Source organism: Bacillus sp. NEAU-Y102 (genome assembly GCF_054788175.1).
In genome coordinates, this window is the sequence record NZ_JBTWFK010000014.1 from 126,699 (window position 1) to 152,533 (window position 25,835).

Annotated in this window: 23 protein-coding genes; 18 read left to right on the forward strand and 5 right to left on the reverse strand. The window is 36.1% G+C overall.

All coding sequences use genetic code 11. The features are described 5' to 3' along the window. The first annotated feature begins 115 nt into the window (after positions 1 to 115). The gene (locus ACYFX0_RS27465; protein ID WP_000281976.1) at positions 116 to 1,672 is read left to right on the forward strand and encodes a fatty acid--CoA ligase; all 1,557 of its coding nucleotides are present in this window, start codon (positions 116 to 118) and stop codon (positions 1,670 to 1,672) included. 631 nt (positions 1,673 to 2,303) lie between these two features. Here ACYFX0_RS27465 and ACYFX0_RS27470 read toward each other — a convergent pair. Both ACYFX0_RS27470 and ACYFX0_RS27475 read right to left on the reverse strand, forming a co-directional pair. Then, positions 2,304 to 2,501, reverse strand: a complete 198-nt coding sequence (locus tag ACYFX0_RS27470) for a hypothetical protein (protein ID WP_001098258.1) — start codon at positions 2,499 to 2,501, stop codon at positions 2,304 to 2,306. Between the two features lie 134 nt (positions 2,502 to 2,635). Continuing rightward, on the reverse strand, positions 2,636 to 3,100 hold the full coding sequence (locus tag ACYFX0_RS27475) for a hypothetical protein (RefSeq protein WP_000954998.1): 465 nt from the start codon (positions 3,098 to 3,100) through the stop codon (positions 2,636 to 2,638). 187 nt (positions 3,101 to 3,287) lie between these two features. Between ACYFX0_RS27475 and ACYFX0_RS27480 the strand changes: the two genes are divergently transcribed. The 4 genes from ACYFX0_RS27480 (at position 3,288) to ACYFX0_RS27495 (ending at position 9,851) form a co-directional block, all read left to right on the forward strand. Continuing rightward, positions 3,288 to 4,757 (forward strand): SulP family inorganic anion transporter, encoded by a 1,470-nt coding sequence (locus tag ACYFX0_RS27480; RefSeq protein ID WP_000486648.1) that lies wholly within the window; start codon positions 3,288 to 3,290, stop codon positions 4,755 to 4,757. A gap of 336 nt (positions 4,758 to 5,093) precedes the next feature. Continuing rightward, complete coding sequence (locus tag ACYFX0_RS27485) at positions 5,094 to 6,614, forward strand: putative polysaccharide biosynthesis protein (protein WP_001044005.1); 1,521 nt, start codon at positions 5,094 to 5,096, stop codon at positions 6,612 to 6,614. Between the two features lie 143 nt (positions 6,615 to 6,757). Next, on the forward strand, positions 6,758 to 7,846 hold the full coding sequence (csaB, locus tag ACYFX0_RS27490) for a polysaccharide pyruvyl transferase CsaB (RefSeq protein ID WP_001241600.1): 1,089 nt from the start codon (positions 6,758 to 6,760) through the stop codon (positions 7,844 to 7,846). Between the two features lie 142 nt (positions 7,847 to 7,988). After that, positions 7,989 to 9,851 carry an S-layer homology domain-containing protein gene (locus tag ACYFX0_RS27495; RefSeq protein ID WP_000847500.1) on the forward strand — a complete coding sequence of 621 codons (1,863 nt, stop codon included), beginning with the start codon at positions 7,989 to 7,991 and terminating at the stop codon, positions 9,849 to 9,851. Positions 9,852 to 9,897: 46 nt separating this feature from the next. Here ACYFX0_RS27495 and ACYFX0_RS27500 read toward each other — a convergent pair whose 3' ends face one another. After that, a complete protein-coding gene (locus tag ACYFX0_RS27500) occupies positions 9,898 to 11,292 on the reverse strand; it encodes an O-antigen ligase family protein (RefSeq protein WP_106082156.1) in 1,395 nt (464 codons plus the stop codon). Between the two features lie 300 nt (positions 11,293 to 11,592). Between ACYFX0_RS27500 and ACYFX0_RS27505 the strand changes: the two genes are divergently transcribed. The 3 genes from ACYFX0_RS27505 (at position 11,593) to ACYFX0_RS27515 (ending at position 13,176) form a co-directional block, all read left to right on the forward strand. Continuing rightward, entirely contained in the window at positions 11,593 to 12,405 is an 813-nt protein-coding gene (locus ACYFX0_RS27505; RefSeq protein WP_001999174.1) for an enoyl-CoA hydratase, read from the forward strand. A 109-nt stretch (positions 12,406 to 12,514) separates the two neighbouring features. Further along, positions 12,515 to 12,832 carry a hypothetical protein gene (locus ACYFX0_RS27510; RefSeq protein WP_000827125.1) on the forward strand — a complete coding sequence of 106 codons (318 nt, stop codon included), beginning with the start codon at positions 12,515 to 12,517 and terminating at the stop codon, positions 12,830 to 12,832. A 17-nt stretch (positions 12,833 to 12,849) separates the two neighbouring features. Then, positions 12,850 to 13,176: a nucleoside triphosphate pyrophosphohydrolase gene (locus tag ACYFX0_RS27515; RefSeq protein ID WP_001277348.1), complete on the forward strand. Its 327-nt coding sequence runs from the start codon at positions 12,850 to 12,852 to the stop codon at positions 13,174 to 13,176. Positions 13,177 to 13,197: 21 nt separating this feature from the next. Here the strand turns inward: ACYFX0_RS27515 and ACYFX0_RS27520 are convergent, their stop codons facing one another. Beyond that, complete coding sequence (locus tag ACYFX0_RS27520; RefSeq protein WP_086397354.1) at positions 13,198 to 13,377, reverse strand: hypothetical protein; 180 nt, start codon at positions 13,375 to 13,377, stop codon at positions 13,198 to 13,200. Positions 13,378 to 13,503: 126 nt separating this feature from the next. Between ACYFX0_RS27520 and ACYFX0_RS27525 the strand changes: the two genes are divergently transcribed. The 3 genes from ACYFX0_RS27525 to ACYFX0_RS27535 all read left to right on the forward strand — a co-directional run bounded on the left by ACYFX0_RS27525 (position 13,504) and on the right by ACYFX0_RS27535 (position 17,573). After that, a complete protein-coding gene (locus tag ACYFX0_RS27525) occupies positions 13,504 to 14,553 on the forward strand; it encodes a M42 family metallopeptidase (protein WP_098829682.1) in 1,050 nt (349 codons plus the stop codon). 308 nt (positions 14,554 to 14,861) lie between these two features. Next, positions 14,862 to 16,469, forward strand: coding sequence for an N-acetylmuramoyl-L-alanine amidase (locus ACYFX0_RS27530; protein ID WP_106082157.1), 1,608 nt, complete (start codon positions 14,862 to 14,864; stop codon positions 16,467 to 16,469). Positions 16,470 to 16,619: 150 nt separating this feature from the next. After that, entirely contained in the window at positions 16,620 to 17,573 is a 954-nt protein-coding gene (locus ACYFX0_RS27535) for a TRM11 family SAM-dependent methyltransferase (RefSeq protein WP_106082158.1), read from the forward strand. 105 nt (positions 17,574 to 17,678) lie between these two features. On the opposite strand, the gene ACYFX0_RS27540 is transcribed toward ACYFX0_RS27535, so the two are convergent. Further along, complete coding sequence (locus tag ACYFX0_RS27540) at positions 17,679 to 17,909, reverse strand: YflJ family protein (protein WP_074790672.1); 231 nt, start codon at positions 17,907 to 17,909, stop codon at positions 17,679 to 17,681. A gap of 208 nt (positions 17,910 to 18,117) precedes the next feature. On the opposite strand from ACYFX0_RS27540, the gene ACYFX0_RS27545 reads away from it, so the two are divergent. The 7 genes from ACYFX0_RS27545 to ACYFX0_RS27575 all read left to right on the forward strand — a co-directional run bounded on the left by ACYFX0_RS27545 (position 18,118) and on the right by ACYFX0_RS27575 (position 25,804). Further along, entirely contained in the window at positions 18,118 to 19,122 is a 1,005-nt protein-coding gene (locus tag ACYFX0_RS27545) for a proline racemase family protein (RefSeq protein WP_106082163.1), read from the forward strand. Between the two features lie 19 nt (positions 19,123 to 19,141). Further along, positions 19,142 to 20,119 (forward strand): ornithine cyclodeaminase family protein, encoded by a 978-nt coding sequence (locus ACYFX0_RS27550; protein ID WP_000960312.1) that lies wholly within the window; start codon positions 19,142 to 19,144, stop codon positions 20,117 to 20,119. 202 nt (positions 20,120 to 20,321) lie between these two features. Next, positions 20,322 to 21,911, forward strand: a complete 1,590-nt coding sequence (locus tag ACYFX0_RS27555) for an ABC transporter substrate-binding protein (protein WP_000810663.1) — start codon at positions 20,322 to 20,324, stop codon at positions 21,909 to 21,911. A 101-nt stretch (positions 21,912 to 22,012) separates the two neighbouring features. Then, complete coding sequence (locus tag ACYFX0_RS27560) at positions 22,013 to 22,963, forward strand: ABC transporter permease (protein WP_000278790.1); 951 nt, start codon at positions 22,013 to 22,015, stop codon at positions 22,961 to 22,963. A 6-nt stretch (positions 22,964 to 22,969) separates the two neighbouring features. Beyond that, positions 22,970 to 23,821: an ABC transporter permease gene (locus ACYFX0_RS27565; RefSeq protein WP_106082159.1), complete on the forward strand. Its 852-nt coding sequence runs from the start codon at positions 22,970 to 22,972 to the stop codon at positions 23,819 to 23,821. Positions 23,822 to 23,847: 26 nt separating this feature from the next. After that, positions 23,848 to 24,840 carry an ABC transporter ATP-binding protein gene (locus tag ACYFX0_RS27570; RefSeq protein ID WP_001291161.1) on the forward strand — a complete coding sequence of 331 codons (993 nt, stop codon included), beginning with the start codon at positions 23,848 to 23,850 and terminating at the stop codon, positions 24,838 to 24,840. Then, the gene (locus ACYFX0_RS27575; protein ID WP_000544137.1) at positions 24,833 to 25,804 is read left to right on the forward strand and encodes an ABC transporter ATP-binding protein; all 972 of its coding nucleotides are present in this window, start codon (positions 24,833 to 24,835) and stop codon (positions 25,802 to 25,804) included. The genes ACYFX0_RS27570 and ACYFX0_RS27575 overlap by 8 nt, the downstream gene beginning before the upstream one ends. The last annotated feature ends 31 nt before the right edge of the window (positions 25,805 to 25,835 follow it).

A 25,835-nucleotide genomic window follows, 5' to 3' on the forward strand; every position in this document is an offset into this window, starting at 1 on the left:
TGTTGTAAAACTATGTCGATAATAATCAGAAAAATTAGTCAAAACATTGAAGGACAATGTCTACTTATGGACGAAATGATAGATTTATGAAAGAGAAAAGGGGGAAATTGTTGGCATGTACATGACGATAGGGAGAATTTTTGATTTATCTGTTGGTAAGTATCCGAATAAAGAGGCGTTAGTGGAACCTGAAAAAAATATTCGCTGGACATATAAACAGTGGGACGAACAAATAAATAAAACGGCACACGCTTTATTAGAAGACGGAGTAAGAAAGGGAGATACGGTATCTGTTTACTTATATAACTGCCATGAATTTGTAAACGTTTACTTAGCTTGTGCGAAAATTGGTGCGATTTTTAACCCAATTAACTTTCGTTTAAAGGCGAAAGAAGTATCTTATATTCTTCAGGACGCATCCTCGAAAGTCGTTGTCTTTGAAAAAGCAGTTGAGTCAACTGTTGCTATCATTGAACGAGATTTTCCAAATACATCTTTTTGGTCTATAGAAAACGATAAACCTTCCTATGCAAGTTCCTACCATGAAAAAGTGAATGCAGCATCTCCTGAGAAAGTAAATATCGAAATTGATGAAATGGACTTTTGTTCTATGCTTTATACGAGCGGTACGACAGGTCATCCGAAAGGTGTGTTACATCGTCATCGTGAAATGGCTGAGCATAGTATGATTTGTACGTATTTCCTAAAATATAATAGAGATAGTGTGGGGCTTGTTGTTGCGCCTTTATATCACTGTGGTGAATTAAATGCCGGAATCATACCACGCATTCAAGTTGGCGGGAAGAATGTTATTTTGCATCATTTTGATACAGAAACAGTATTACATACGATTCAAGAAGAAAAGATTACGACGTTCTTTGCAGCACCGACGATGTGGAATATGTTGTTGCAAAAAGATTTAACTCAGTATGATTTAACTTCAATGAAAATTGGTATATATGGCGGAGCGGCAATGGCGCCGGCGTTAGTGAAGGAATGTAAAGAACGTCTTTATATTGACCTTGTTCAAATATACGGAATGACAGAAATGGGACCAGTTGTTGCGTTTCTCGTAGAGGAGGATCAAATTACGAAAGCTGGTTCAGCAGGCACGCCATGCTTTAGCCACGAAGTTCGTATTGTGAAACCGAACGAGGAGGCACCGGCAGAACCAGATGATGTATTACCTCCTTATGAGGTGGGAGAAATTATTTTACGTGGCCCAACTATGATGGCTGGCTATCATAATCGCAAAGAGGCAAATAAAAAATCGATGTATAAAGGATGGTATCATTCTGGTGATTTAGGATACTTCGATAAAGATGGTTATTTATTCGTTGCAGATCGCGTTGATGATATGGTAATTAGCGGTGGTGTAAATATTTACCCTCGTGAAATTGAAGATTTCCTTCATAGTCATCACGGTATATTAGATGTGGCGGTACTTGGTGAGCCAGATGAATTATGGGGAGAGCGTGTGGTGGCAGTTATTGTGAAGAAAGATGAAACAATAACAGAAGCTGATTTAGAAACGTATTGCAAAGAAAGTGATGAACTAGCAGATTATAAACGTCCGCGTCATTATTTATTTGTAGATGAACTCCCTCGTAATGCGAGCGGGAAGTTGCAGAAGTTTGTGCTAAGGGAGTCACTGAAAGGTGCGAAAAAATAGAAAATGAAGGATACCCCATATCTATGGGGTTTTCGTCTCTTTTTCTGTAAGAGATTAAACAGAAGAAACAATATCTTTGTTAATTCTTAAATGTCCTGTTCTTTTGTAGAGGTTGGGAATTAAGTAAATATCAATCACTTTATATTTACTTAATTCTCATTTCTTCTTGGTGAAGGTTAATTAGCGCATTTGAAATAAGGTGGAAAAACAAAATGGATGTAATGTCCAAAAAGAAAAGACACCTTAAGGTGCCTCTCTCCGACTTGAACCATTTCATTTCATACGAATCGGAATCTATCCGTATTACCATTACCCCTTTGTTATGAGTGTAAACACACACTATAAAGCAGAATCGTCTATATACACTAGATTGTTAGTTCACAAAAGACAAGAGATTTGAGATCAATATCGAAGTGACGCCACATCCCCTATAATAATTGATATGTTACGCCTTTTAAAAGAATCTGCTTTATAGAACGTGCCCACAAGTTATATTTTACTACATGTAATATTCATTTAGTGTATTTTTTAATGAATATGTATAATTACATAAACTGTATGAAAAAAAAGAGAGTATACTCTAACATTTTGTAATAAAGATAAAGCCCGCTTACGGAATAGGGGGCTTTTCTTACTTTTTATAGATATTTATTCCAATTATATTATCAGATGAATCTAAACGAATATAAACGTCAGCTGATAAAAGGTGTGCATTATATATTCGTTGTTTATATGTTGATATCTCGAAGCGTTTTCCATTTAATTCACATTCTAGAATAATCATATCGCCATGTTCTTTCCAATTTATTAATTTAGCAGTTGTATTCATATAAACCTCCTCTGAATCATTTTATGAAAATTAATAGAGATAGTGTGAGAAAGGAGTTTATATAACAAAAAAAGACACCTTAAGTGTCTTTTTTGATTACTATAAAAGTCGTTGAATGAAATAGGTTTCTATTTTTATTTGCGTGAAAAACCTTCTTCATCAAGGTATTCCGCAGCTTCTGGATAAGAGTTGAATGTACCGTCTAAGTTTACACCAGCGTACACGTTCCACATGTCATCCTCTGAAATAAGAGTAAGAATATGACCATCTTCGTTCTGCCATTCTTCTTCTTTCGCAGGTTCTACAGGTGCTACTACTTCTTCTTGTGATAGAAGGTCAATTGATTTCTCAATTACTGAACGTAACTCTTCTGCTGAAAACTCGCGGATGTTAACCATACCTTTATCATCCGTTTTGTAACCTTTAATACCGCTTGCATACACAAATCCATTTCCATTTGGGTGTAAATGAAATACAACGTTCTTTTTATCTAAACGACTTTCTTCAAAGTGGAAGTTTACACGTTTTAATGATACGTTCTTTCTTTCTAGTTCTGGGAAAGATTCAATAATCGATAATTTTTCTTCAAAAGTTAGCATAGTGCCTCCAAGTATATAGTAAAAGATTTAATTTGTTCATTATAGCATAGTTGCAATTGTTTCCAAAGATAAGGGGGAAACTTTTCATTAAATCCGTTTACGTCACGAGAATGTAAAAAGTGAGCTAACGAATGTATCTTTTTAGGTGTACAATGGAACATGGACTTTATACAAAGGTGGTTTTTTTATGTTTCAAAAAATAGCAAAGGAATGTTTAGCAGGATTTACTGTTGCGATTGTTGCGTTACCACTTGCGATTGCATTTGGTATTGCCGCGACAGGAACGTCTGAGGGAGCGCTTGTTGGATTATATGGTGCGATTTTTGCAGGTTTATTCGCAGCGTTATTTGGCGGGACACCTGGGCAAGTAACGGGGCCAACTGGACCAATTACCGTTATCGCAACTGGAGTTATTGCGACGCACGGGTTAGAGGCAAGTTTTATTGCCTTTATGATGGCAGGATTATTTCAAATTTTATTCGGTGTATGTAAGCTCGGTTCTTACGTTCGATATATTCCGTATCCTGTCGTTTCAGGATTTATGAATGGTATTGCATTAATCATTATTTTAGGTGAAATAAAGCATGTACAAAATAGTTTTCTACTTGTTGTGTTAACGATTATTGTAATGATTGTTTCTGGCAAATGGATTAAGGCGATTCCGTCTAGTTTAGTAGCACTAGTCGGTGTGACAGCTTTGCTTCCTTTATTTTCTTCTCTACTCGAAGGACTTGCAGTAAAGTTACCGATTATCGGAAATCTTTCACTAAATAAAGTAATTGAAAAGATTGGAACCATTCCAGAAGCGATGCCTACGCTTCATATTCCATCTTTAAGTGGAACAGGAATAGCAGCACTTATTTTACCAGCGCTTAGTATTGCTTTATTAGGATCGATTGACTCGTTGTTAACATCGGTCGTAATGGATAATGTGACTGGTACGCGTCATAAAAGTAATAAAGAGCTTGTTGGACAAGGTATCGGTAATATGATGAGCGGATTGTTTGGCGGATTAGCAGGTGCAGGTGCGACTGTAAGATCTATTGTGAATATAAGAAGTGGTGGTAAAACGGCACTTTCGGCATGTATGCATAGTGTTATCTTATTTATTTTTATTATGGGTCTTGGTTCGGTCGTACAATATATTCCACTTGCTGTATTATCAGGTATTTTAATTTTAACTGGTATTGGAATGTTCGATTGGGAAAGCATGAAAAAGATGCATGTCGCTCCTAAAGGTGATGTCGTTGTTATGCTCGTAACGATGATTGTAACGGTGAAGTTCGATTTAATGATTGCCGTTGCATTCGGTATTATTCTTTCGTTCATCATATATATGGTGAAATGTAAAGAACGTAAAACTTCTATCGTAAAAGAAAGAGAAGAAACGTATACAATTCAAGGACCGCTCTCTTTCCTATCAGTAGATCGTATTTTCTCTACTTTACAAGATGTGAAGTCACCAGTTGTATTACGTATGAAAGATGTGCGTTATATGGATGTATCAGGAGCTATGGCATTATTAAATTTTGTTGAGCAATCAAATAAAGTAGGGGCAAGTGTAAAGCTTGAGCAAGTACATCCAAGTATTGAAAAAACAATTGTAGTAATGGCAAGCGATGAACAGAAAGAGCAATTGAAAATCTTAAGTGTTTAGATGGCAATTAGAATATCTCACAACTTTACATAAATTATAATGTAGAGTTGTGGGATATTCTTATAATGTTTTTAGTAATATGTATCGCAGTGATAGAGAGGAAGAGCTCTTTTTGCGTAACAGAAACGGTTATAATGTGTACATATATATAATGGAAGGAATTAGAAAAAGATTGTGAAGAGATAGGTTTGAATTGGTTCTGTTTTCTATTTTGAAAAAAAAACCAAGTATTCAACCTATAATAAATTTGTTATGATAACCAATGGGATAAAGTGAATCCCTATCGTTTAAAACAATATGTTTGAGAGTATATGTATAAAAGAAAAGAGAAAAAATATGAATAAAACATTTGTAAAAGGAGCAGCAATTTTAACCATTACAACTTTTTTGTCGAAATTGCTTGGTAGTTTTTTTCAAATTCCATTACAAAATATTGCAGGAGATGAAGTGCTAGGTATTTTCCGCCTTGTTTTTCCTGTATATATGATTGCTCTTACATTATCGGTAGCCGGAGTTCCACTTGCAATTTCGAAACTAATTGCAGAGTTGAACGAAAAAAATAAGCAAAAGGAAATTGCGAAATTATTTAAATCAGCGTCAATTATAGGGATAGCATTTGGCGTTTTCGGCTGTTTAGTCATTGTATTATTTTCTATTGAAATTGCAAATATGCTCGGTGGACAAGAAACTAGAATGCCGTTGCTTATTACTTCATTAGCATTACTCATTGCGCCATACATGGCGGTGTATAGAGGGTATTTCCAAGGTTTCGGTGATATGAAACCAACAGGAGTATCACAAGTCATTGAGCAATTTGTCCGTGTGTTTTTTATGTTAATAATTGCTTACATACTAGTATCGTGGGATAAGAGTAATACTGTTATTACTAGTGGTGCGATGGTTGGCTCTTTTCTTGGAGTCATTAGTTCGCTTATATATTTGCGTATAAAATATAATAGAAGTCCATACTACAATAAAAGCAATTCCTATTCGCTCCGAGATTTAAGAGAAAACGGCAAAAAGATATTGCGGGTATCGATCCCAATCGCTATCGGAGCTTTATCAATGCCGCTTTTAAATTTAGTAGACTCGCTTACAATACCGCATGTATTACAAGGATCATCAACAGAAATTCAAGAACAATTTGGAATATACAGTCGCGGTTTTGCATTCACGCAAATAATTGTTATTTTTGCAAGTGCAATTGTATTTCCGTTAATACCACTCTTAACTTCCGCATTGGCCAAAAGAGATATAAATTTGGCGAAAATAACAATTCAAAATACAAATCGACTAGCGCATGTTTTGACAGCACCATTAACAGTATGGTTGATGGCATTAACAGTACCGTTAAATGTCGGATTGTTCACAGACGTAAAAGGCAGTAGTATGTTAACAGTTATGATTGGCAGTTCGTATTTTACTGCGGTTATGGTATTATCAATAGGTGTTTTACAGGGGATTAATCGTTCTGCACAAGCTGCATGGATTGTTATTGGCGCGAGTTGTGTGAAAGTCGTGTTAAACATTATGTTAGTGCAGAAGTTTGGCATAGATGGAGCGGCGTATAGTACATTAATTACTTACGTATTGATTTGTATTGTAAATCATTTGTATATTCGAAGCTATATTGCCTATTCTATTCATTTCAAAAACTTTTTCGGTGTGCTAGCAATAGCATGTATTTTCGGACTAGGATTGTATGAACTATGTAATGTGATAGATGTTACATCTTCAAGAATTATGACGTTATTATTCAGCGGTATAGCATTAAGTATTACAACCATTTTGTATGGTGTATGTGCTTTGAAATTAAAATGGATATCAATGAAAAAAATACCATTTTTGAAAAGATAAATATAGAAATTTAATTTTTTATTAAAATTCATATGAGCTGATAAAGAGGAAACTATGTAGGGTATTAAGTGTTTAGGTAAGGAATGGGTACCAGTTTATGTTAGATGAAATAAACGGTTACCTAGTTTTGGAGGAGATTTAGGGTGCGTTTAGTCTTATCAGGATATTATGGTTTTTATAATGTTGGAGACGAGGCGATTCTACAATCAATTATTGAATCGTTAAGTAAAGAGAACCCGGATATAGAACTAGTAGTACTATCAAATGATTCTAAATATACAAAGGAAAGGTATGGTGTAGAATCGGTAGATCGCTGGAATATAAAAGCTGTTTATCATGCAATCAAAAACAGTGATGGAGTTATTAGCGGTGGCGGGAGCCTTCTTCAAGATCAGACAAGTACGAAGAGTATTCTATATTATACGGGTATTATGGGACTCGCTCGATTATTAAAAAAGCCATATTATATTTATTCACAAGGAATAGGTCCAATTACAAAAGGATATAATCGTCTATTGGTAAAATGGAACTTGTCAAAAGCTTCCTATGTATCAGTTCGAGATGAAGATTCGTTTTTATATTTAAAAGAACTTGGCATAAAAAACGATATTGAAATTGTTCCAGACCCTGTTTTAACATGGAAACGGACAAAACAATCGGATTGGTTGCAAAAGCATTCGATACATGGAAAAGTAATCGCGGTTAGTGTGCGTTATTGGAATTCAAAAGAAGATTATGTAAAAAAATTAGCTACGGCATTAAAAAAATTAAAGCAAGAAGGATACCAAATTCTATTTGTTCCAATGCATGAGCCATTTGATCAAAAAGCTTCGCGTGAAGTAGTAGACTTAATGGGAGAAGAGACGTATATGCTTCCATATAAAATGGATATCGACGAGAAAATATTCATTTTATCACAATGTTCATTACTAATTGGTATGCGTCTTCATGCACTTGTTTTTTCTGCTGTAGCCAAAACTCCAATGGTCGGGATTTCGTACGATCCGAAAATTGATTCGTTTTTAAGTCAAGTGAATCAGCCAGTTATAGGAAGTGTGGATGGCGAATGGAGTGCGCAGTATTTATATGAAATTGCGAAAAAGCAATTAATGCAACAAGGAACTGTGGAGCAAGAGTTACAATTAATAATAGATGAGCTTCGGTTGCAAGGCAAACAGGCAACAAAGAAACTCATTGATCATATGGAAAAAGACACTTTATTAAAAAAGTAAAGTGTCTTTTGTTTTGAATTTAATGAAAATTATAATTATAAAAACGTTTTATTTTAATTCCTATTTATTATGCTAAAATGATTGCGATTATTATATAATCAAATTTGTGATAATAAATTCGTAGATTACGAGGAGGATAACCTTGAAGACTTTTTCAAAAGGTATAACAGCAGTGGCATTAACGGGATCATTACTTTTAACTCCTATTTCAAGTTATGCGGCAAATGATGATATTACAGGACATATGTTTGAGACGCATATGCGCTCACTTATTACTAAAGGAGTTTTAATGGGGTATGGTGAGAATGTATATGCGCCTGATAAATTAGTAACAAGAGCAGAGTTTGCTACATTCATAGCAAGGTCTTTAAATTTACCGAAAGCTGATTCGAATTTCGAGGATGTGCCGAAGACTTACGGTTTATATGATGGTGTAAGTAGAGCATATGGAGCGAAAATTATTAATGGTCGTACGAACGAGACGTTCTCACCAAATGATGTGATTACACGTGAAGAAATGTCGATAATGGTAAAGCGAGCGTTAGACTATAAAAATATTAAAGTAGCTGTAAGTCCGCTTACCTTTACTGATAAAGATAGTATTAACTATAAAGAGCATGTACAAGTTATGGTGGCTACTCAAATTATTAAAGGGTATCCAGAAGATAATACATTTAGACCACATTTATCAGCTACAAGAGGGATGGCTTCAGCTATGTTGGATCGTATGCTTCAGACGATTGAAAAAAACGGAAATAGCAATCCTGTAGAAACTAAGAAATATGTTGTGACAAATGTAAGAGAAAACGGAACAGAGCAAGAAGTAGAGCGCTATAATACGTATAAAGAAGCAGTTACGGCTGCTCAAAATAAAGGTATGAATGCGGTAAAATACGAGAACGAATTTTTATGGATTAAAGATGGTTTTGCAAGTGCGAAAAGAATAACTGGGCAAAACATCATTAATATTTATGATGAGAATTTGTCAACAGTATATACGTATATTCAGTATGGAACAGAATTGAAAGTTTTAGAAGTTGGCGAAGATCGTGTGAAAGTTCAACTTTCTGGTTTGACAGGTTATGTGAAGAAGAATGAAATCACTTTAATTCCTACAAATGAAATGAAACAGTCGTCTTATTATGTGAAATCAGATGGATATTTATACCATAAATATTATACATATAATACAAGTTCACCTGGATATACAGAATTTAGATATGGTGTGGCACCTTCTTTCATGAAGCAAGGACAGCAAATGTATAGTGTAGATGGAAAAACATTTGGAGATGAAACTTTCTATCAATATTTCAATTATTTATCATTACGTTCGAAAACAAATTATACAGCTGAACAACTAGATAGTTATGTGAAATCGATTAAGCCAGACTCTCCATTAATTGGTTTAGGAAAGAAATTTAAAGAAGTAGAAAGCAAGTATAATGTAAATGCATTATTCTTATATTCATTAGCAATCCATGAAAGTTATTATGGAACAAGCGCTCTTGCAAAAGATAAAAATAATTTATTTGGTTTAAAAGCAACAGACGATAGTCCATATGGTAACGGGGAAGCATTTAATTCAAAAGAAGATTGTATTGAACATGCAGCAAAATTATACATGAATGAAGGATATTTAAATCCAGGACATTGGCGTTATACAGCAACATATACAGGTGATAAAGCTGCTGGTTTAAATGCGAAATATGCATCTGATGCGAACTGGGGTAAAAAAGTAGCGGGGCATATGAACCGTTTTGATTCTTATTTAGGTAAAAAAGAATACAACAAGTATAAACTTGCACGTGTGATGAATAACGTAGAAGTGAAAAAGAATCCTAGTATATCAAATGAGCGACTGTATCGTTTAAATACAAATGTAGTTGTCACAGTTACTGGTGAAGAAATAATAAATGGAAAAGCGTGGATTAAAGTTATTTCAGATAATCCTACTGTAACTGAAGCGTATATTGCAAAAGAAAGCTTAGAGTACGTAAAACATTAATTAAATAAAAAAGAAGGTGCTACTAATATTTCGTAGCACCTTCTTTCTATTCAATTTCAAAATCAACAATGATATAAGCGAGTATAACAACGAAGAAAATACTAACGGCTGGCGCTGTTAATACGTGGCCAGACATAAAGCCAATGCCAAGTGATAGAATGAGTGTGCTCGCTAATAGCATATACTTTACGCTCATGATTTTCTTAAAGTTTGTGATCATGCGGATAAATAATTTAATACCAAAGTATAGAAGAGGTATTAAGTAAATAAGGAAACCGACAATGCCAAAGGCGAAAAATAGGTCATGGAAGTCCATTTCAATTAATTTAATTTTATCTGTGTAGTTACCAGCGTAACCCATTCCGAATAGTTTTTGTGAAAGCGGTGCGTCTTTATAGTATTGTTTGTATGTTTTTAAGAATTTGTCGCGATCACTATAAATTAAACTTTTCACTTCAGAATCTGTAAGTTCACCTTTTGCATGTTTTTTTGCATCTTCTGGATCTTCTTTAATTACTTTCCCTTCTTTTCGATCTTTCTCTTCTTGTACTGATTTTTTGTATTCGTATATTTGCATGTGAATGCCCATATTTTTTGCGATAGGAGTATGCGGTGTAAGAGCAATTAAACCTCCTAGTATAACTGCGGCAACAATGGTATTTACAATATGTGTAAATCCTTTTCCTTCTTTTTTACGATTTATCATGTATTCAATGAATGAGAAGAAAAGTGCTACGCCTAATGTAATAACAATTGCGCCATATCCGACTTTCGTTCCGACCATAATACTTGCATACATCGCAAGTATTGTTGGAATCCAGTAATATATTTTCGAGAAAGAAGTTGTTTTATGTATCGAATATAAGACAATGATTGGGAACATAATGGCGAAAAGAGAACTTAAATCATTTCCAGCGAAGAACCAACCTCTTGAACCGATTTTTGAGTGAGGATAGCTTGGGAAATCTGTTCCAGTTTGCATTGCGACAATCATTGTGATACTTAAAATTAAAGTTGCATATAAGAAATATGTAATGATTTTATGAAATACATACTCTTTATTTTTTAGCTCTTTAAAGGCGATAATATATCCAAACAGTAGCACAATTGGATATATGCTCTTTAAGATAAATTTAACTTCTTCTCCAAATGAAACTGGAGATTTAACCATCATATTATTTACAAGACCGATTGCGAGTGCGATTCCGAGTAAACATAAATAGAGGATGTACTTTTTCGCATCTTGTTGTTTGTGATGAAGAAGTAGGTATCCTAATGCAAGAAGCATAAAGGCGAAACGGACTACAACTCCAACTGTTGCGCTCATGTGTAATATATAGATTGAAAAAGATGTTAATAAATCTAAAATTGGTTGAAACACAATGAATAGCAATAGGAAATGTGGGAAGTAGTTATCCGTTTGTTTCAACTTAGTAAACATATGTTCCTCCAGTTCTTCATTCCTTTATTACAACACCCAAAAGATGGGTATAAAGCCTTTTTTACATAGTAAGGCGAATGAATTTCAATATTTGTTTTTTATCAAACTTAAGAATACACCATTTCATTGTAATGGTAAATAGATGAAAAGCATGGATAAACCGACTTTAATTTCTATATTTTTCAACGGAATTGTATGTTTTATACGATATATGTACAAATTGCGAGATTATTAGACAGAAAATTAAGAAAAAAGAAGGATTTTTCAGTGGTTTTCTATAATTATATAAGTATAATCTTTATGGAGAAAAGAGGGGTATATATAATGGAAATAACAAGTAAAACAGAATCTGTCGTTGTGAAATATGAAGGCCACGTTGCAACGGTTATGGTCAATCGCCCAGAGGTGTTAAATGCGTTAGATGAGCCGACATTAAAAGAGTTATTACAAAAGTTGAAAGAAGTAGCGGAAAGTTCTGCGCATATTGTTGTGTTATGCGGGAACGGCCGTGGTTTTTCTGCGGGTGGGGATATTAAATCGATGCTTTCAAGTAATGATGAAAGTAAGTTTGATGGCATTATGAATACCATTTCTGAAGTTGTCGTGACATTATATACGATGCCGAAGCTTGTTATTAGTGCAATTCATGGACCAACTGCAGGTCTTGGGTTAAGTATTGCGTTAACAGCTGATTATGTAATGGCGGATATATCATCTGTTATTGCAATGAACTTTATTGGAATCGCTTTAATTCCAGATGGAGGCGGTCATTTCTTCCTTCAAAAGCGCGTTGGTGAAAATATGACGAAGCAAATTATTTGGGAAGGTAAGAAATTATCAGCGACAGAAGCGCTTGATATCGGCTTAATTGATGAAGTAATCGGCGAAGATTTCCAAACGGCTGTGAAGCAAAAAATTAATGAATGGTCACAAAAACCGATTAAAGCAATGATTCAAACGAAGCAAATTTTATGTGAAGTAAATCGCTCTAATTTAGAGCAAACATTGCAATTAGAAAAGCGTGGTCAATATGCAATGAGACAAACAGCGGATCATAAAGAAGGAATTGCTGCGTTTTTAGAGAAACGTTTACCAGCATTTAAAGGGGAATAAAGTTTGTCCATTCCTCACTGATGAGTAGCTCGTTAATTCGGGATAAAGGGGAGAAAGTGCTAACACATTTTAGTATAATTGTGTTAGCACTTTTTTTAAGGAGTAATACATGAAGAGAATGATCGGTGTTATCACTATTATTTTGCTTACATATTCTGCTTTGCATAGTACACCATCTTTGGCAGTTCGGACTGCGTTATTTTTTGAGGGACATCCAAGTGTTGCGTTTTCTGGTGGGGTGACGAAAGAAAAAGATGTGAAAAAAGAAGCGATTCCAGATGAGTACCAAACTCTATATGGTAAGGAAGAAAACTCAGAGCACTATTTCTTTCCGCATGTAAGAGCACATGAATCAGGAATTGATATGTTAAGTGCATGCGTGAAGAAAAAATGGTTTTTCTATAAAGCAGAGCTCGGATGTTATTAAATATAGGAGGATGAATGATGTCAGCATATAACAAGTTAGTAAGAGATCGTGTTCCGGAGAAGATTTTAATGTCTGGAAAAACGTATACCGCACAAAAATTAACAGGTCAAGCATACATACAAGCTTTAGCGAAAATTGGAACGGAAGAAATTCGAGAATTTGCTTCTATGAAAGAACGTGAACATGCGCTAGATTCTCTTGCGGATGCACTAGAAGTAATCATTTCATTAGCACGTGCGGAAGGTGCATCAATTGAAGATGTGGAACGCCTTCGTAAGAAAAAAGAAGTAGAGCGTGGTGGATTTGAAAGAGGGATTTATTTATTAGATGTCTCGGAAGAATAGTTTAATAGGAAAAGCATAGCGTTAATGAGTAACGCTATGCTTTTTTGTTGCAATGAAGCTAATAATGAAGATGATAGCTGTTAATATCCAGCCAATTGTAATAGAAGTAGTAGTATGAATGGCATAAGAGATTTGTAAACAAAATAATGATGCTAAAAACCAAATGAGTGCAATGTGTATATATTTTTTTGATATATTCATATTTCAGGACTCCTTTTGTATACTAAAAAGAATTTTACTACAATTTAGAAAATTAAGCTATATAAGTAGAGGTTTTCTGGTGAATTTTGTATACTGAATAGTAGAGAAAATGAGGAGGAAACGACAATGGCACATCATGCGAGAGAAACGATGGAACTTATTAAGGAGCTTGTCTCTATTCCAAGTCCATCTGGAAATACAGCAAAAATTATTAATTTCATTGAAAACTATGTCAGTGAGTGGAACGTAGAAACGAAACGTAATAATAAGGGAGCTCTTATTTTAACGGTAAAAGGGAAGAATGATGCGCAGCACCGCTTATTAACAGCACACGTTGATACGTTAGGTGCGATGGTAAAAGAAATTAAGTCTGATGGTCGCCTGGGTCTTTCTATGATTGGTGGATTTCGCTGGAACTCTGTAGAAGGAGAATATTGCGAAATTGAAACGTCAGGCGGCAAGACGTATACAGGAACGATTTTAATGCATCAAACATCTGTACATGTATATAAAGATGCAGGTGAAGCAAAACGCGATGAGAAAAATATTGAAGTTCGTATTGATGAGCGCGTATTTTCAGCTGATGAAGTACGCGAATTAGGAATTGAAGTAGGAGACTTCGTTTCATTTGATCCGCGCGTTCAAATTACAGAGAGTGGATACATAAAATCACGTCATTTAGATGACAAAGTAAGTGTTGCGATTTTATTAAAATTAATTAAAAGATTACAAGATGAAAACGTAACATTACCATATACGACACATTTCTTAATTTCTAATAATGAAGAGATTGGATACGGTGGTAATTCTAACATTCCAGAAGAAACTGTTGAATACTTAGCAGTTGATATGGGAGCGTTAGGTGATGGACAAACATCTGATGAATATACAGTATCTATTTGTGCAAAAGACTCTAGCGGCCCGTATCATTACGCTTTACGTAAACATTTAGTAGAGCTTGCGAAAACGAATCATATTGAATATAAAGTAGATATTTATCCGTACTACGGATCTGATGCATCAGCTGCGATTCGTGCGGGATTTGACGTGAAACATGCGTTAATTGGAGCGGGTATTGATTCTTCTCACGCATTTGAACGTACACATGAAAGTTCTATTGCGCATACAGAATCATTAGTGTATGCATATGTAATGTCTAATTTAATTGAAGAATAATTTCATAGATAATAGAGAGCTGATTAAAAATATTATTTTTAATCAGCTTTTTATTTGGCGAAGCGATTAGGAGACATGTTCTAATCGCTTTTTTAGCCCGCTATTTGTGGGCTGATTAAAGTTTTATTTTATATACATTCATTATAAGTTATATATATGCGATTTTTGTTATACGGCCGGAAACGTGTTTACTATAGATATATAATGTTATACACTATGAAAGGAATTAATTAATAGTTAATATGTTTTAGTTAGCTTGATTAAAAAAATTGTATGAATATGAAGTTTTGAGAGGAGATTTATTTTTCATGAAGTACAAAGCAATAGCCGCAGGTTTATTAGCAGCAAATTTACTAGCACATCCAATTAGTAGTTTAGCAGAAACGAAGAAATTTCCTGATGTTTCAGATAGTGCGTGGTCGAAAGACGCAATTTATTATTTAGTAGAGAGAAATGTAATTAACGGTATGCCAGATGGTAACTTTATGCCATACGGAAATTTAACACGTGCCCAGGCAGCAAAGATTATCGCAACAGCAATTGGTGCTAAAGTAGATCCAAATGCAAAGCCGTCTTATAATGATGCAAAAAATAGTTGGGCAGCTTCATTTATTGCAGCCATGGAAAAAGAGAATATTATTAAAGGGCGAGAACCAGGAGTATTTGATCCTGAAGGAAAAGTAACTCGTGCTGAAATGGCAGCTATGCTTGTAAGAGCATATAATCTGAAGAGCAAAGTAACAGGACCAGTTCCTACAAAATTCGCTGATTTAGAGAATCATTGGGGTAAAGAAGAAGTTAATATTTTAGTAGAATTAAAACTTTCTTTAGGTACAGAGAATGGCTGGAAACCGAATGATTCTATTACGCGTGAACAAGCAGCTCAGCTTACTGCGCAAACAGATAAATTTAGCAAGAATAGTGATCGTCCAGTAGAAACAAAGAAAATGTACATAGATAGAAAATTCATTACATATCACGCACCATCATTAAGTTCTGGGATTAGTGCAAATCAGCATAATCCACAAATGGTTGAAATTAAAGAAGAACGAGATGGATGGATCAAAATTGCAACAAGTAAAGGTGATAAATGGACACCTTTAGTAGAGAAAACAGAAGTTATTAATGAAGGATTCACTACTTATGCAGAAGCTTCTTCTTCTTCAAAAGTAATGGGAACACATAGCGCACAACAAGTAACTGTTATTGAAGAGAACGGCAGCTGGATTCGTATCCGCATGGGCGCTGGTTTCCAATGGGTTAATAAAAATCAATTAAATCCAGTGAAGCAGGGTAACTTCTTAGAAGGAAAAGCGATTATCATTGACCCAGGTCATGGCGGAGTTGATTCAGGTAATCCAGGTTATTATGAGAAAGAAAGTGAAACTGTATTAGATGTATCATTGCGATTACAGAAGATATTTGAGAAAAAGACACCATTTACTGTGTTATTCACTCGTACAGATGATACACGTCCAGGAACAAGTGCTTCTGATTCTTTAAAGAAACGTGTAGAATTTGCTCAAAAAAATAATGGGGATATTTTTGTAAGCATTCATGGTAATGGCACGGAAGAGAAAAATGGACAAGGTACAGAAACGTTCTACTATGAATCAGCGACAGCAAGAGGAACAAATCCTAACGTATCAGAAAGTCGTTTACTAGCAGAAAAAATTCAAGAGCGTCTTGTAGATGCACTGGGAACAAAAGATCGTGGTGTGAAAAAAGGCGATTTATACGTAATTAGAGAAAATACAATGCCAGCTGTATTAACAGAATTAGCATTTGTAGATAATAAGAATGATGCAAATAAAATCGCTACAGCAGCACAGAGACAACGTGCAGCAGAAGCGATTTATCAAGGTATTTTAGATTACTACGAAGCAATGGGTAATAACGTATCTTCTTTCCGTTAATAAATCAAAAGAGATTGCCAATAGGCAGTCTCTTTTATTTATTAACGTTTCTCTTTATTTCCGGCATGTGATATCATTTAATTTTACGTAAAAAAGATATTCGAATAATTGTAATCATAATAATTTTAAACGATAAAGGATGATAATAGATTGAGTAATCATAGTACAACACCTGCATGTATATATACGTATGCATTTCGTGAGGAGGAGCGTGCTTTATGTTACTTGGAAATGCGCTCGTTCTTTGGAACGGAGTCTCACGTTAATATTTTGAAAAGTGATGTCAAAATTGACCCGAGTAGAAGTGCGTTTATGAAAGAGCGCGTTGAGGTTATGTATGAAGGAGACGACTTAGAAAGCATTTTAAAACAAGTGGAACAAATTGATTTGGCGGGGGCGTCATTTAAAGTTATTTTCGTTAAAATCAATGACCTCGTTGGAGAGAATAAAATTGAATATGGGGAAAGACGTCTCATTGAACGCGACCTCGGCATGCATATTGAAGGAGAAGCGGATGTTCGTAATCCAGAGCGTGTATTCGGGATTGTTCCTCTTGGAGGACGCTGGTACTTCGGACACTATGTAGAAAGTGAGCCAGTTTGGTATCATCACATAAAAAAACCGCATAGTTATTCGACATCTCTTAGCACACGTGTTGCGAGATCAGTTGCCAATATCGCTGTACCAAATCCAGAGGGAGTACGAGCAATTGACCCGTGCTGCGGTATTGGAACAGTAGTAGTAGAAGCACTTTCTATGGGGATTAATATCGTTGGTAGAGATATAAATCCACTTGTAGTTCTTGGAACGAGAAAAAACATCGCACATTTTGGATTTGAAGGAACAGTAACAAAAGGACCAATTGAAGAAATTACTGAGAACTACGACGTTGCAATTATCGATATGCCGTATGACTTATTTACGCATGCCACACCAGAAGACCAGCTCTCCATTCTTTCAAGTGCGCGCCGCATTGCTAAAAAGGTAGTCGTTGTAACGATGGAGACAATGGATGACATGATCCATGAAGCAGGATTTGAAATTACAGATCGCTGTATTACAAGAAAAGGGTCATTTACTAGACAAATTCTTGTTTGTGAATAAGAAAGGAAGGTCACCCGTTTGGGTGACCTTTTTAGTGTAGTTTAATGTGTGATTGATTGGCAGTTTGTAGGCGGCGATAAGTTGATATTGTGATAGGAGAATCTATTACTGTTCTTTTAATTTCTCTTGTTGTGCAATTAATAAATTGCGTAATATGTGCCCGCGGTAACTTTCTAGTTTTCGTCCTTCATGATAGCGTACGCCTAATTTTTTTAGTTCAGCTACGTACCAGCCTTTTGTTCCGTAGTACATTGGATCACTTCCTTTTTGCTTTTGAACAGTATATGTTTGGGAGCGAAGTAACTTTACATTGAAAATAATAATGATAAAAGGAATCCTACATGTGTGTACCAGTGAAATTGCAAAGTTATCGAGGTGTTTTATAGCGTAACGTCCAAGCCGTGTATAAAAAAGTAGACAGTTGTATATGAATTTGTTGAAAAAAGAATACACATTGTCCAGGGGATTTGAAAAAAGGAATGCTATACGATTTGGCATGATACTTGCGTTGGAAATAGTATCAACGTATAGGGGAGAGATAGAAATGAAGGTTAGTAAAATATATACAACGATTGATGCACACGTAGCTGGGGAACCGCTTCGAATTATTACGGGCGGAGTGCCAGAAATAAAAGGGGAAACGCAGTTGGAAAGACGCGCATACTGTATGGAACATTTGGATTACCTTCGTGAAGTTCTGATGTATGAACCGAGAGGGCATCACGGAATGTACGGTTGTATCATTACACCGCCAGCAAGTGCTCATGCTGATTTTGGCGTGTTATTTATGCACAATGAAGGATGGAGTACGATGTGTGGTCATGGCATTATTGCTGTCATTACAGTTGGAATTGAAACAGGCATGTTTGAAGTAAAGGGTGAAAAACAAAAGTTCATTATTGATAGCCCGGCCGGAGAAGTTGTTGCGTATGCAAAATATAACGGGAGTGAAGTAGAATCTGTATCATTTGAAAATATTCCTTCATTTGTATACAAAAAAGACGTTCCTATTAAAATAGATAACTATGAATTTCAAGTAGATATTGCGTTTGGAGGAGCATTTTACGCTGTTGTAGATTGTAAAGAATTTGGTTTGAAAGTTGATTTTAAAGACTTGCCTGCTATTCAAACGTGGGGCAATAAAATTAAACATTATATAGAGAGTAAAATGGAAGTGAAACATCCACTTGAAGAAGGTTTGAAAGGAATATACGGCGTTATATTTTCAGATGAACCGAAAGAAAAAGGCGCTACGCTACGAAATGTGACGATTTTTGCTGATGGGCAAGTAGACCGTTCTCCTTGCGGTACAGGAACTTCAGCGAGAATCGCAACTCTTTTTGAAAAAGATGCCTTACAAAAGGGAGAAATGTTCGTCCACGAATGCATTACTGATGGGAAATTCGAGGGAGAAGTATTGTCGGTAACCCTAGTAGATACATATAAAGCTGTCGTTCCGAAAGTAACGGGGCATGCATTTATTACAGGGTTTCATCAGTTCGTTGTAGATCCGAGGGATGATTTGAATCGGGGATTTTTGTTAGGATAAGAGGAGGAGGTGAACAAATATGCTAGTCATAAGCGCGAACGAACAAAGAAACTTAGTAAATATGAATGAAGTTATTGAATACGCGGCGCTTGCTTTAAAAGAATTTTCCGCAGAAAGAACGATTACACCAATAAGGGGGTCATTACCATTTGCGAACGAGAAAAATACGGCATTAATTATGCCTTCAGTAGCGGAAAGGCTTGAGGCACTTGGAGTAAAAATAGTAACGGTAGTCCCGCAAAATAAACAGATAGGAAAGAAAACAATCAATGGGATTGTGATGCTATCAGACTTTCAAACGGGAGAACCACTCGCACTTTTAGAAGGATCGTACTTAACGATGATTCGAACAGGTGCCTTATCAGGAGTAGCGACAAAATATTTAGCTCGTCATAACGCAAAAACTTTATGCATTATCGGCACGGGTGAACAAGCAAAGGGGATTGCCGAAGCAATATTTGCAGTTAGAGATATCGAAAAGGTCATTTTATACAATCGAACAGAAGAAAAAGCGTATGCATTTGCGCAATATATACAAGAGAAATTAGGTAAACCAGCATACGTTTATAGAGATCCAAATGAAGCAATAAGCGAAGCAGACATCATCGTCACAACTACGAACGCATCCACACCAGTCTTCTCAGAAACACTACAAAAAGGCGTCCACGTAAACGCCGTCGGCTCATTCAGACCGAGCATGCAAGAACTACCATCTCACGCCATCACAAGCGCAAACAAAGTAGTAGTCGAATCAAAAGAAGCAGCACTAGACGAAACAGGCGATCTCCAAGTTCCGATAAAAGAAGGTCTATTCAAAGCGAACGCCATTCACGCTGAACTTGGTCAAATTATAAGCGAGGAAAAAGCAGGCCGCGAAAGCGATGAAGAGATTACTATTTTCAAATCAGTTGGTTTGGCAGTAGTGGATATTATCGTTGCGAAGTATTTGTATGAGAGAGCGGTGGAGCAAGGAGTAGGGAGTAAGATTGAGTTTTGAGACTGCCTTTTGGTGGTCTTTTTATTTTATCATCCTTATAAATATATTTTATGGCAAAAATGAATTAATAAATTGCAAACTTTCCACATTTACAAAAAAGTTTGACTTTACATACAGGTAGTGGTAATTTAAAACTTATAAGAAAACTCGGGATTAATTCCGAGTTTTCTTATGGGTATAAACAGTTCGAGGGGGCCGAAAGATGAAACAGAAGTTATTTGCATTACCATTTGTTCTAATACTACTTATTGCATTAGCGGCTTGTTCTGGGGAAAAAGATTCTTCGAAGCAAGCGGGCACTAGTAAATCAGGGACTCCGAAAGATGGAGGAACGTTAACGATTGGTGTTAGCGATAATCCAGATACGATGAATCCGCTTTATGCGAATGATCGTGTGTCATTAACTGTGCAGCAAGCTTTATATGCGCCGCTATATCATATGGAAGACGGTAAGAAAAAGTTTGTTCTTGCTGAGAGCTTTACGCCTTCAGAAGATCAATTAACGTGGACATTGAAATTAAAAGATAATTTGAAATGGCATGATGGTAAGAAAATTACATCAGACGATATAGCATTTACATTCCAATCTATTTTGGATGAGAAGCAAAATAGCTCAAGTCGTGAAAACTTTATTTTTAAAGGAAAGCCGCTTGAGGTGAAAAAGGTAGATGAGTTAACAACTCAATTCGTTTTACCACAAGTAAGCGCATCTTTCGAAGGTGTGATGAATGATTTCTTCCCAATTCCGAAACATGTATTTGAAGGGGAAGCAGATTTAGCGAAGAGTAAGAAAAACTTACAGCCTGTAGGATCAGGGCCGTTTAAGTTTAAAGAGTATAAATCAGATGAGTACGTTGCATTAGATCGATTTGATGATTATGTAGGTGGGAAAGCTAAATTAGACTCTATCGTATACCGCGTTGTAAAAGACCGTAATACAGCAAATGTTTCACTGCAAAATGGTCAAATCAACATGAAGATGATTGAGCCGCAAGACTTTAAGAAACTAGATAGCACTGGGAACTTCTCAATGGTGACATTCCCTGAAGGTAGATTATTCTACTTATCTTATAACATGAATACTGATCTTATGAAGAAAAAAGAAGTGCGCCAAGCAATTGCACATGCGTTAGATAAGAAAGAAATGATTAACTCAGCATTCGTTTCGGGTGAATTTGCAGAACCAGCAAATTCAATCTTAACGCCAGACGCTATGTATTATGCGAAAGATATTAAAGACTATAAGTATGATAAAAAAGAAGCGAAAGATTTATTAGCAAAAGCTGGCGTGAAAGATAAGGAAAAAGTACGTGTGATGTATGTAACGAATAATAAAATTATGGAAAGCTTAGCGCTTTATACACAACAAAAATTAAAAGAAGTTGGCTTAGAAGTTGAACTAAATGCATTAGATGCTAGTGCGGCAAGTGAAAAAGGCTTAGATAAAGAGAATAAAGAATATGACATTACATTTGGTGGTTACATAATGGGACCTGAGCCAGATTCATATAAGAGCTTATTCTTAAGCAATGCTGAATACAATTATGCACGATATAAAAACGCTGATTTCGATAAGTTATGGGAAGAAGCTGCAGTTGAGACAGATAAAACAAAACGCGCAGAGCTATACCATAAAATTCAAGAGACAGCTAGAGAAGACGTACCTTATCTACCAATCGCGTATCCGAAAGCAGTTATTGCAGTAGATAAAAAGTTTGATGGATTAAAAGAAGCGAAAGCAATTCCTGTCACAATGTTTGAAGATCTATCTAAGATTTATGAAGTGAAATAAGAAACAATAAAGAAGCTGGTGGAAATCAGCTTCTTTATCAAGTTAAAGCCTAATTGATGTAGGCTAATGAAAGTTTCACTTTAGCTTGAGGGGGGAAGTTTGTGTATAAAGTAATTGCGAAGAGGCTTTTAAATGCAATTCCGCTTTTATTTGTTATTTCTATTATTTCTTTTCTATTAATAAAACTAGCACCGGGGGATCCGGTTCGAAACTTTGTAACGCCAAATATGAGTCCAATTGATGTGGAGCGTATTCGCAAAAGTTTAGGACTAGATCAACCAATTTACGTGCAGTATATTTTATGGTTAAAAAATATTTTAACAGGGAACTTTGGTTACTCACTTCAAAATCATCGTCCTGTTTTAGATCTTATCGCAGAAAGATTACCCGCAACAATTGGGTTAATGGGATCATCTTTACTCGTCTCATTCGTAATCGCAATACCACTTGGACTACTTACAGGTGTGAAAAAGAATTCTATCTTTGATCGCATTGTGAACTTTATCTCTTATGTGGGAATCTCAATGCCAGTCTTTTGGTTCGCGTTATTATTAGTCTACTTATTCTCTTTAAAATTGAACCTACTTCCGAGTATGGGTATGCGCACCGTAGGTAAAGATTCTGTTTGGGATATTGTGCAACACGGAATTTTACCTTGTATGGTGCTAGCGTTCCAAAACGTATCTGTTTATATGAGATATATTCGTTCAAGTACGATTCAGCAATTAGAAGAAGAATATGTACAAATTCAATATGCGTACGGTGCTTCAAAGAAAACGGTTTTATTTAATCACGTACTTCGAAATGTATTAATACCAATCATTACAATTTTCGGATTATCGATTCCAAGTTTAGTAGGCGGAGCATTTATTACGGAAACAGTATTTTCATGGCCGGGTCTTGGTTCACTTGGGGTAAATGCTATTTTTAGATTTGATTATCCGATTATCATGGCAATTACATTACTATCATCATTCATGTTAATTCTCGGTAACTTAATTGCTGATATTTTATATGGCGTAGTAGATCCGCGCATTCGAATGAGGGGGTGATTTGGAATGAATAATAGGAGATTTCAAACGATAAAACATAGCTTTACAAAAAATAAGTTTGTTGCAATGGGAGTTATTATACTTGCGATTTTAACGGTCGCATCAATTTTCACATTCGTATCGCCGTACGATCCTAGCAAAATGTCGATTCCAGATCGCTTACAAGAACCAAGTATGAGTCATCCTTTCGGAACGGATGATTACGGAAGAGATTACTTAACGAGAGCGTTATATGGCGGACGAGTTTCACTTGCGGTCGGTTTTCTTGCGATGGTTGTTTCTATTACAATCGGTACCGCAGTTGGAACAATTAGCGGATATTTTGGCGGAAAGTTAGACAACTTTTTAATGAGGGTTGTTGAAGTACTTATGTCAATTCCATCATTCTTTTTAATGCTACTATTAAATGCGTATTTAAAACCAGGAATTACGACGTTAGTTCTTATTATCGGATTACTAACATGGATGGACACCGCCCGTATTGTAAGGGCAGAAACGTTATCTGTAAAAGAGCGTGAGTACGTTTTATACGCAAAAGTATCAGGACAAAAATCACTTATGATTATTGTAAGACATATCATTCCTAACATTTTATCGACCATTATTATCGCTGCGACATTAACAATTGCGACATCGATTTTAATGGAATCATCACTTAGTTTCTTAGGTTTAGGTATTAGAGAACCAGATTCTTCTTGGGGCAGCATGCTAAACAATGCGCAAGGATATATTGGTGAAGCTTGGTATTTAACACTCTTCCCAGGATTCCTTATCCTTTTAACGGTACTTAGTTTTAACGTAATTGGTGAAGCATTGAAGAAAGCTTTCGCACCAAAAGGAGCCGGACATGAAAACTAAAGTGTTAAGTGAAAGGAGTGAGAAGCGTGTCTGAAAAACTACTAGAAGTAAAAAATTTAAAGACTTCTTTTTTCATAGAAAGTGGCGAAGTTGAAGCGGTTCGCGGCGTTACATTTCGCTTAAATAAAGGAGAAGTAGTCGGTATCGTTGGGGAATCTGGAAGCGGAAAGAGTGTAATGGCGAAGTCTGTTATGTCTCTCGTTACGTCACCAGGAAAAGTGAAAGAAGGGGAAATCCTTTTTCATAATGAAAACATACTTTCTAAATCTGAAAAAGAATTACGTTCTATTAGAGGAAATCAAATTTCACTTATCTCTCAAGACCCAATGTCAGCGCTAAATCCAGTCGTGAAAATTGGGAAACAAATGACGGAAGTAATTATACGTCATCAAAAAGTGAAAAAGAAAGAAGCAGAGCAGATTGCGATCAACTTGTTAAAACAAGTCGGCCTTTCGTCACCAGAAGAAAGGGTAAAACAATATCCGCATGAACTAAGCGGTGGTATGAAGCAGCGGGTTATGATCGCAATGGCGATGTCTTGTAATCCGGACCTTCTTATTGCTGACGAACCGACGACTGCACTTGATGTAACGATACAGGCGCAAATACTAGATTTAATGAAAAACTTAAAGAACGAAACGAATATGGCGTTACTTCTTATTACGCATGACTTAGGAATCGTCGCGCAAAACTGTACGCGCGTTATCGTTATGTACGGCGGGCTTATTATGGAAGAAGGACCTGTACTTGATATTTTCCAATCGCCGAATCATCCATATACGAAAGGGCTATTAAACTCTTTGCCAAAAATAGCGAACGGCGTAAAAGAAAGACTCGCTCCTATTCAAGGTGTAACGCCAAACTTATTAAACCCGCCACAAGGTTGCCCATTCGCAGAGCGTTGCCCGCATGCGATGGACATTTGTGAAAAAGAACGTCCGCCATATTTTGAAATCGGAAACAAAAGACGTTCCATGTGCTGGTTAAACGATAAGACAGTAGGTGATTCACATGCATGAAGAAAACTTAATTGAAGTTCGGAACTTAAAAAAGTATTTTCCTATTAAAAAAGGACTATTCGGCAGAAAAACAGAGCAATTAAAAGCAGTCGATGACTTAAGCTTCACTATTAAAAAGGGTGAAACATTCGGGTTAGTAGGGGAATCTGGCTGTGGAAAATCAACGACAGGAAGAAGTATCATTCGCTTACATGATGTCACTTCAGGTAACGTTTTGTTTGACGGAAAAGATATCGCAAGTTTAAAGGAAAGTGAACTAAAAGAATATCGAAAAAGAATGCAAATCATTTTCCAAGATCCATACGCATCATTAAACCCGGCAATGAACGTATTCCAAATTATTAGCGAACCGATGAACATTCACGGTTCCTACGAAAAAGAAGAACAAAAAGAAATCATTTTAGACCTTCTGAAAAAGGTAGGTTTAAAAGAAGAACATTTATATCGCTATCCGCACGAATTTAGCGGAGGCCAGCGCCAGCGCATTAGCATCGCGCGGGCACTATCTGTAAAACCAGACTTTATCTTATGTGACGAACCAATCTCAGCACTCGATGTCTCAGTCCAAGCACAAGTCGTAAACATGCTGCAAGACATTCAAGAAGAAACAGGCGTCACATACTTATTCATCGCACATGACCTATCTATGGTAAGGCACATATCAGACAGAATCGGAGTCATGTACTTAGGAAACATAGTAGAAATTGCCGACAGTGAAGACCTATACACAAAACCGGCACATCCATACACACAAGCACTACTTTCATCTATGCCAGAACCAGATCCAACAAACACAGGCAAAGAACGGATCATCCTAGAGGGAGAAGTACCAAGCCCACTAAACTCACCATCCGGCTGCAAATTCAGAACGCGCTGCAAATTCGCCACTGAAAAATGTGCACAGGAAGTACCGAAGATGGTGGAGATTGAGAAGGGGCATGAGGTGGCTTGTCATTTGTTTTAGAGGGAGAGCACTAGGGGGGACCTGGTGCTTT

What these genes read in the sequence shown, in the direction of transcription:
- ACYFX0_RS27480 (WP_000486648.1), top strand. Translation starts at nt 3,288, where the DNA reads ATGTTTCAAAAAATAGCAAAGGAATGTTTAGCAGGATTTACTGTTGCG.
- ACYFX0_RS27470 (WP_001098258.1), bottom strand. Translation starts at nt 2,501, where the DNA reads ATGAATACAACTGCTAAATTAATAAATTGGAAAGAACATGGCGATATG.
- ACYFX0_RS27505 (WP_001999174.1), top strand. Translation starts at nt 11,593, where the DNA reads ATGGAGAAAAGAGGGGTATATATAATGGAAATAACAAGTAAAACAGAA.
- ACYFX0_RS27525 (WP_098829682.1), top strand. Translation starts at nt 13,504, where the DNA reads ATGGCACATCATGCGAGAGAAACGATGGAACTTATTAAGGAGCTTGTC.
- ACYFX0_RS27550 (WP_000960312.1), top strand. Translation starts at nt 19,142, where the DNA reads ATGCTAGTCATAAGCGCGAACGAACAAAGAAACTTAGTAAATATGAAT.
- ACYFX0_RS27475 (WP_000954998.1), bottom strand. Translation starts at nt 3,100, where the DNA reads ATGCTAACTTTTGAAGAAAAATTATCGATTATTGAATCTTTCCCAGAA.
- ACYFX0_RS27575 (WP_000544137.1), top strand. Translation starts at nt 24,833, where the DNA reads ATGCATGAAGAAAACTTAATTGAAGTTCGGAACTTAAAAAAGTATTTT.
- ACYFX0_RS27485 (WP_001044005.1), top strand. Translation starts at nt 5,094, where the DNA reads ATGAATAAAACATTTGTAAAAGGAGCAGCAATTTTAACCATTACAACT.
- ACYFX0_RS27520 (WP_086397354.1), bottom strand. Translation starts at nt 13,377, where the DNA reads ATGAATATATCAAAAAAATATATACACATTGCACTCATTTGGTTTTTA.
- ACYFX0_RS27465 (WP_000281976.1), top strand. Translation starts at nt 116, where the DNA reads ATGTACATGACGATAGGGAGAATTTTTGATTTATCTGTTGGTAAGTAT.
- ACYFX0_RS27555 (WP_000810663.1), top strand. Translation starts at nt 20,322, where the DNA reads ATGAAACAGAAGTTATTTGCATTACCATTTGTTCTAATACTACTTATT.
- ACYFX0_RS27565 (WP_106082159.1), top strand. Translation starts at nt 22,970, where the DNA reads ATGAATAATAGGAGATTTCAAACGATAAAACATAGCTTTACAAAAAAT.
- ACYFX0_RS27545 (WP_106082163.1), top strand. Translation starts at nt 18,118, where the DNA reads ATGAAGGTTAGTAAAATATATACAACGATTGATGCACACGTAGCTGGG.
- ACYFX0_RS27510 (WP_000827125.1), top strand. Translation starts at nt 12,515, where the DNA reads ATGAAGAGAATGATCGGTGTTATCACTATTATTTTGCTTACATATTCT.
- ACYFX0_RS27530 (WP_106082157.1), top strand. Translation starts at nt 14,862, where the DNA reads ATGAAGTACAAAGCAATAGCCGCAGGTTTATTAGCAGCAAATTTACTA.
- ACYFX0_RS27500 (WP_106082156.1), bottom strand. Translation starts at nt 11,292, where the DNA reads ATGTTTACTAAGTTGAAACAAACGGATAACTACTTCCCACATTTCCTA.
- ACYFX0_RS27515 (WP_001277348.1), top strand. Translation starts at nt 12,850, where the DNA reads ATGTCAGCATATAACAAGTTAGTAAGAGATCGTGTTCCGGAGAAGATT.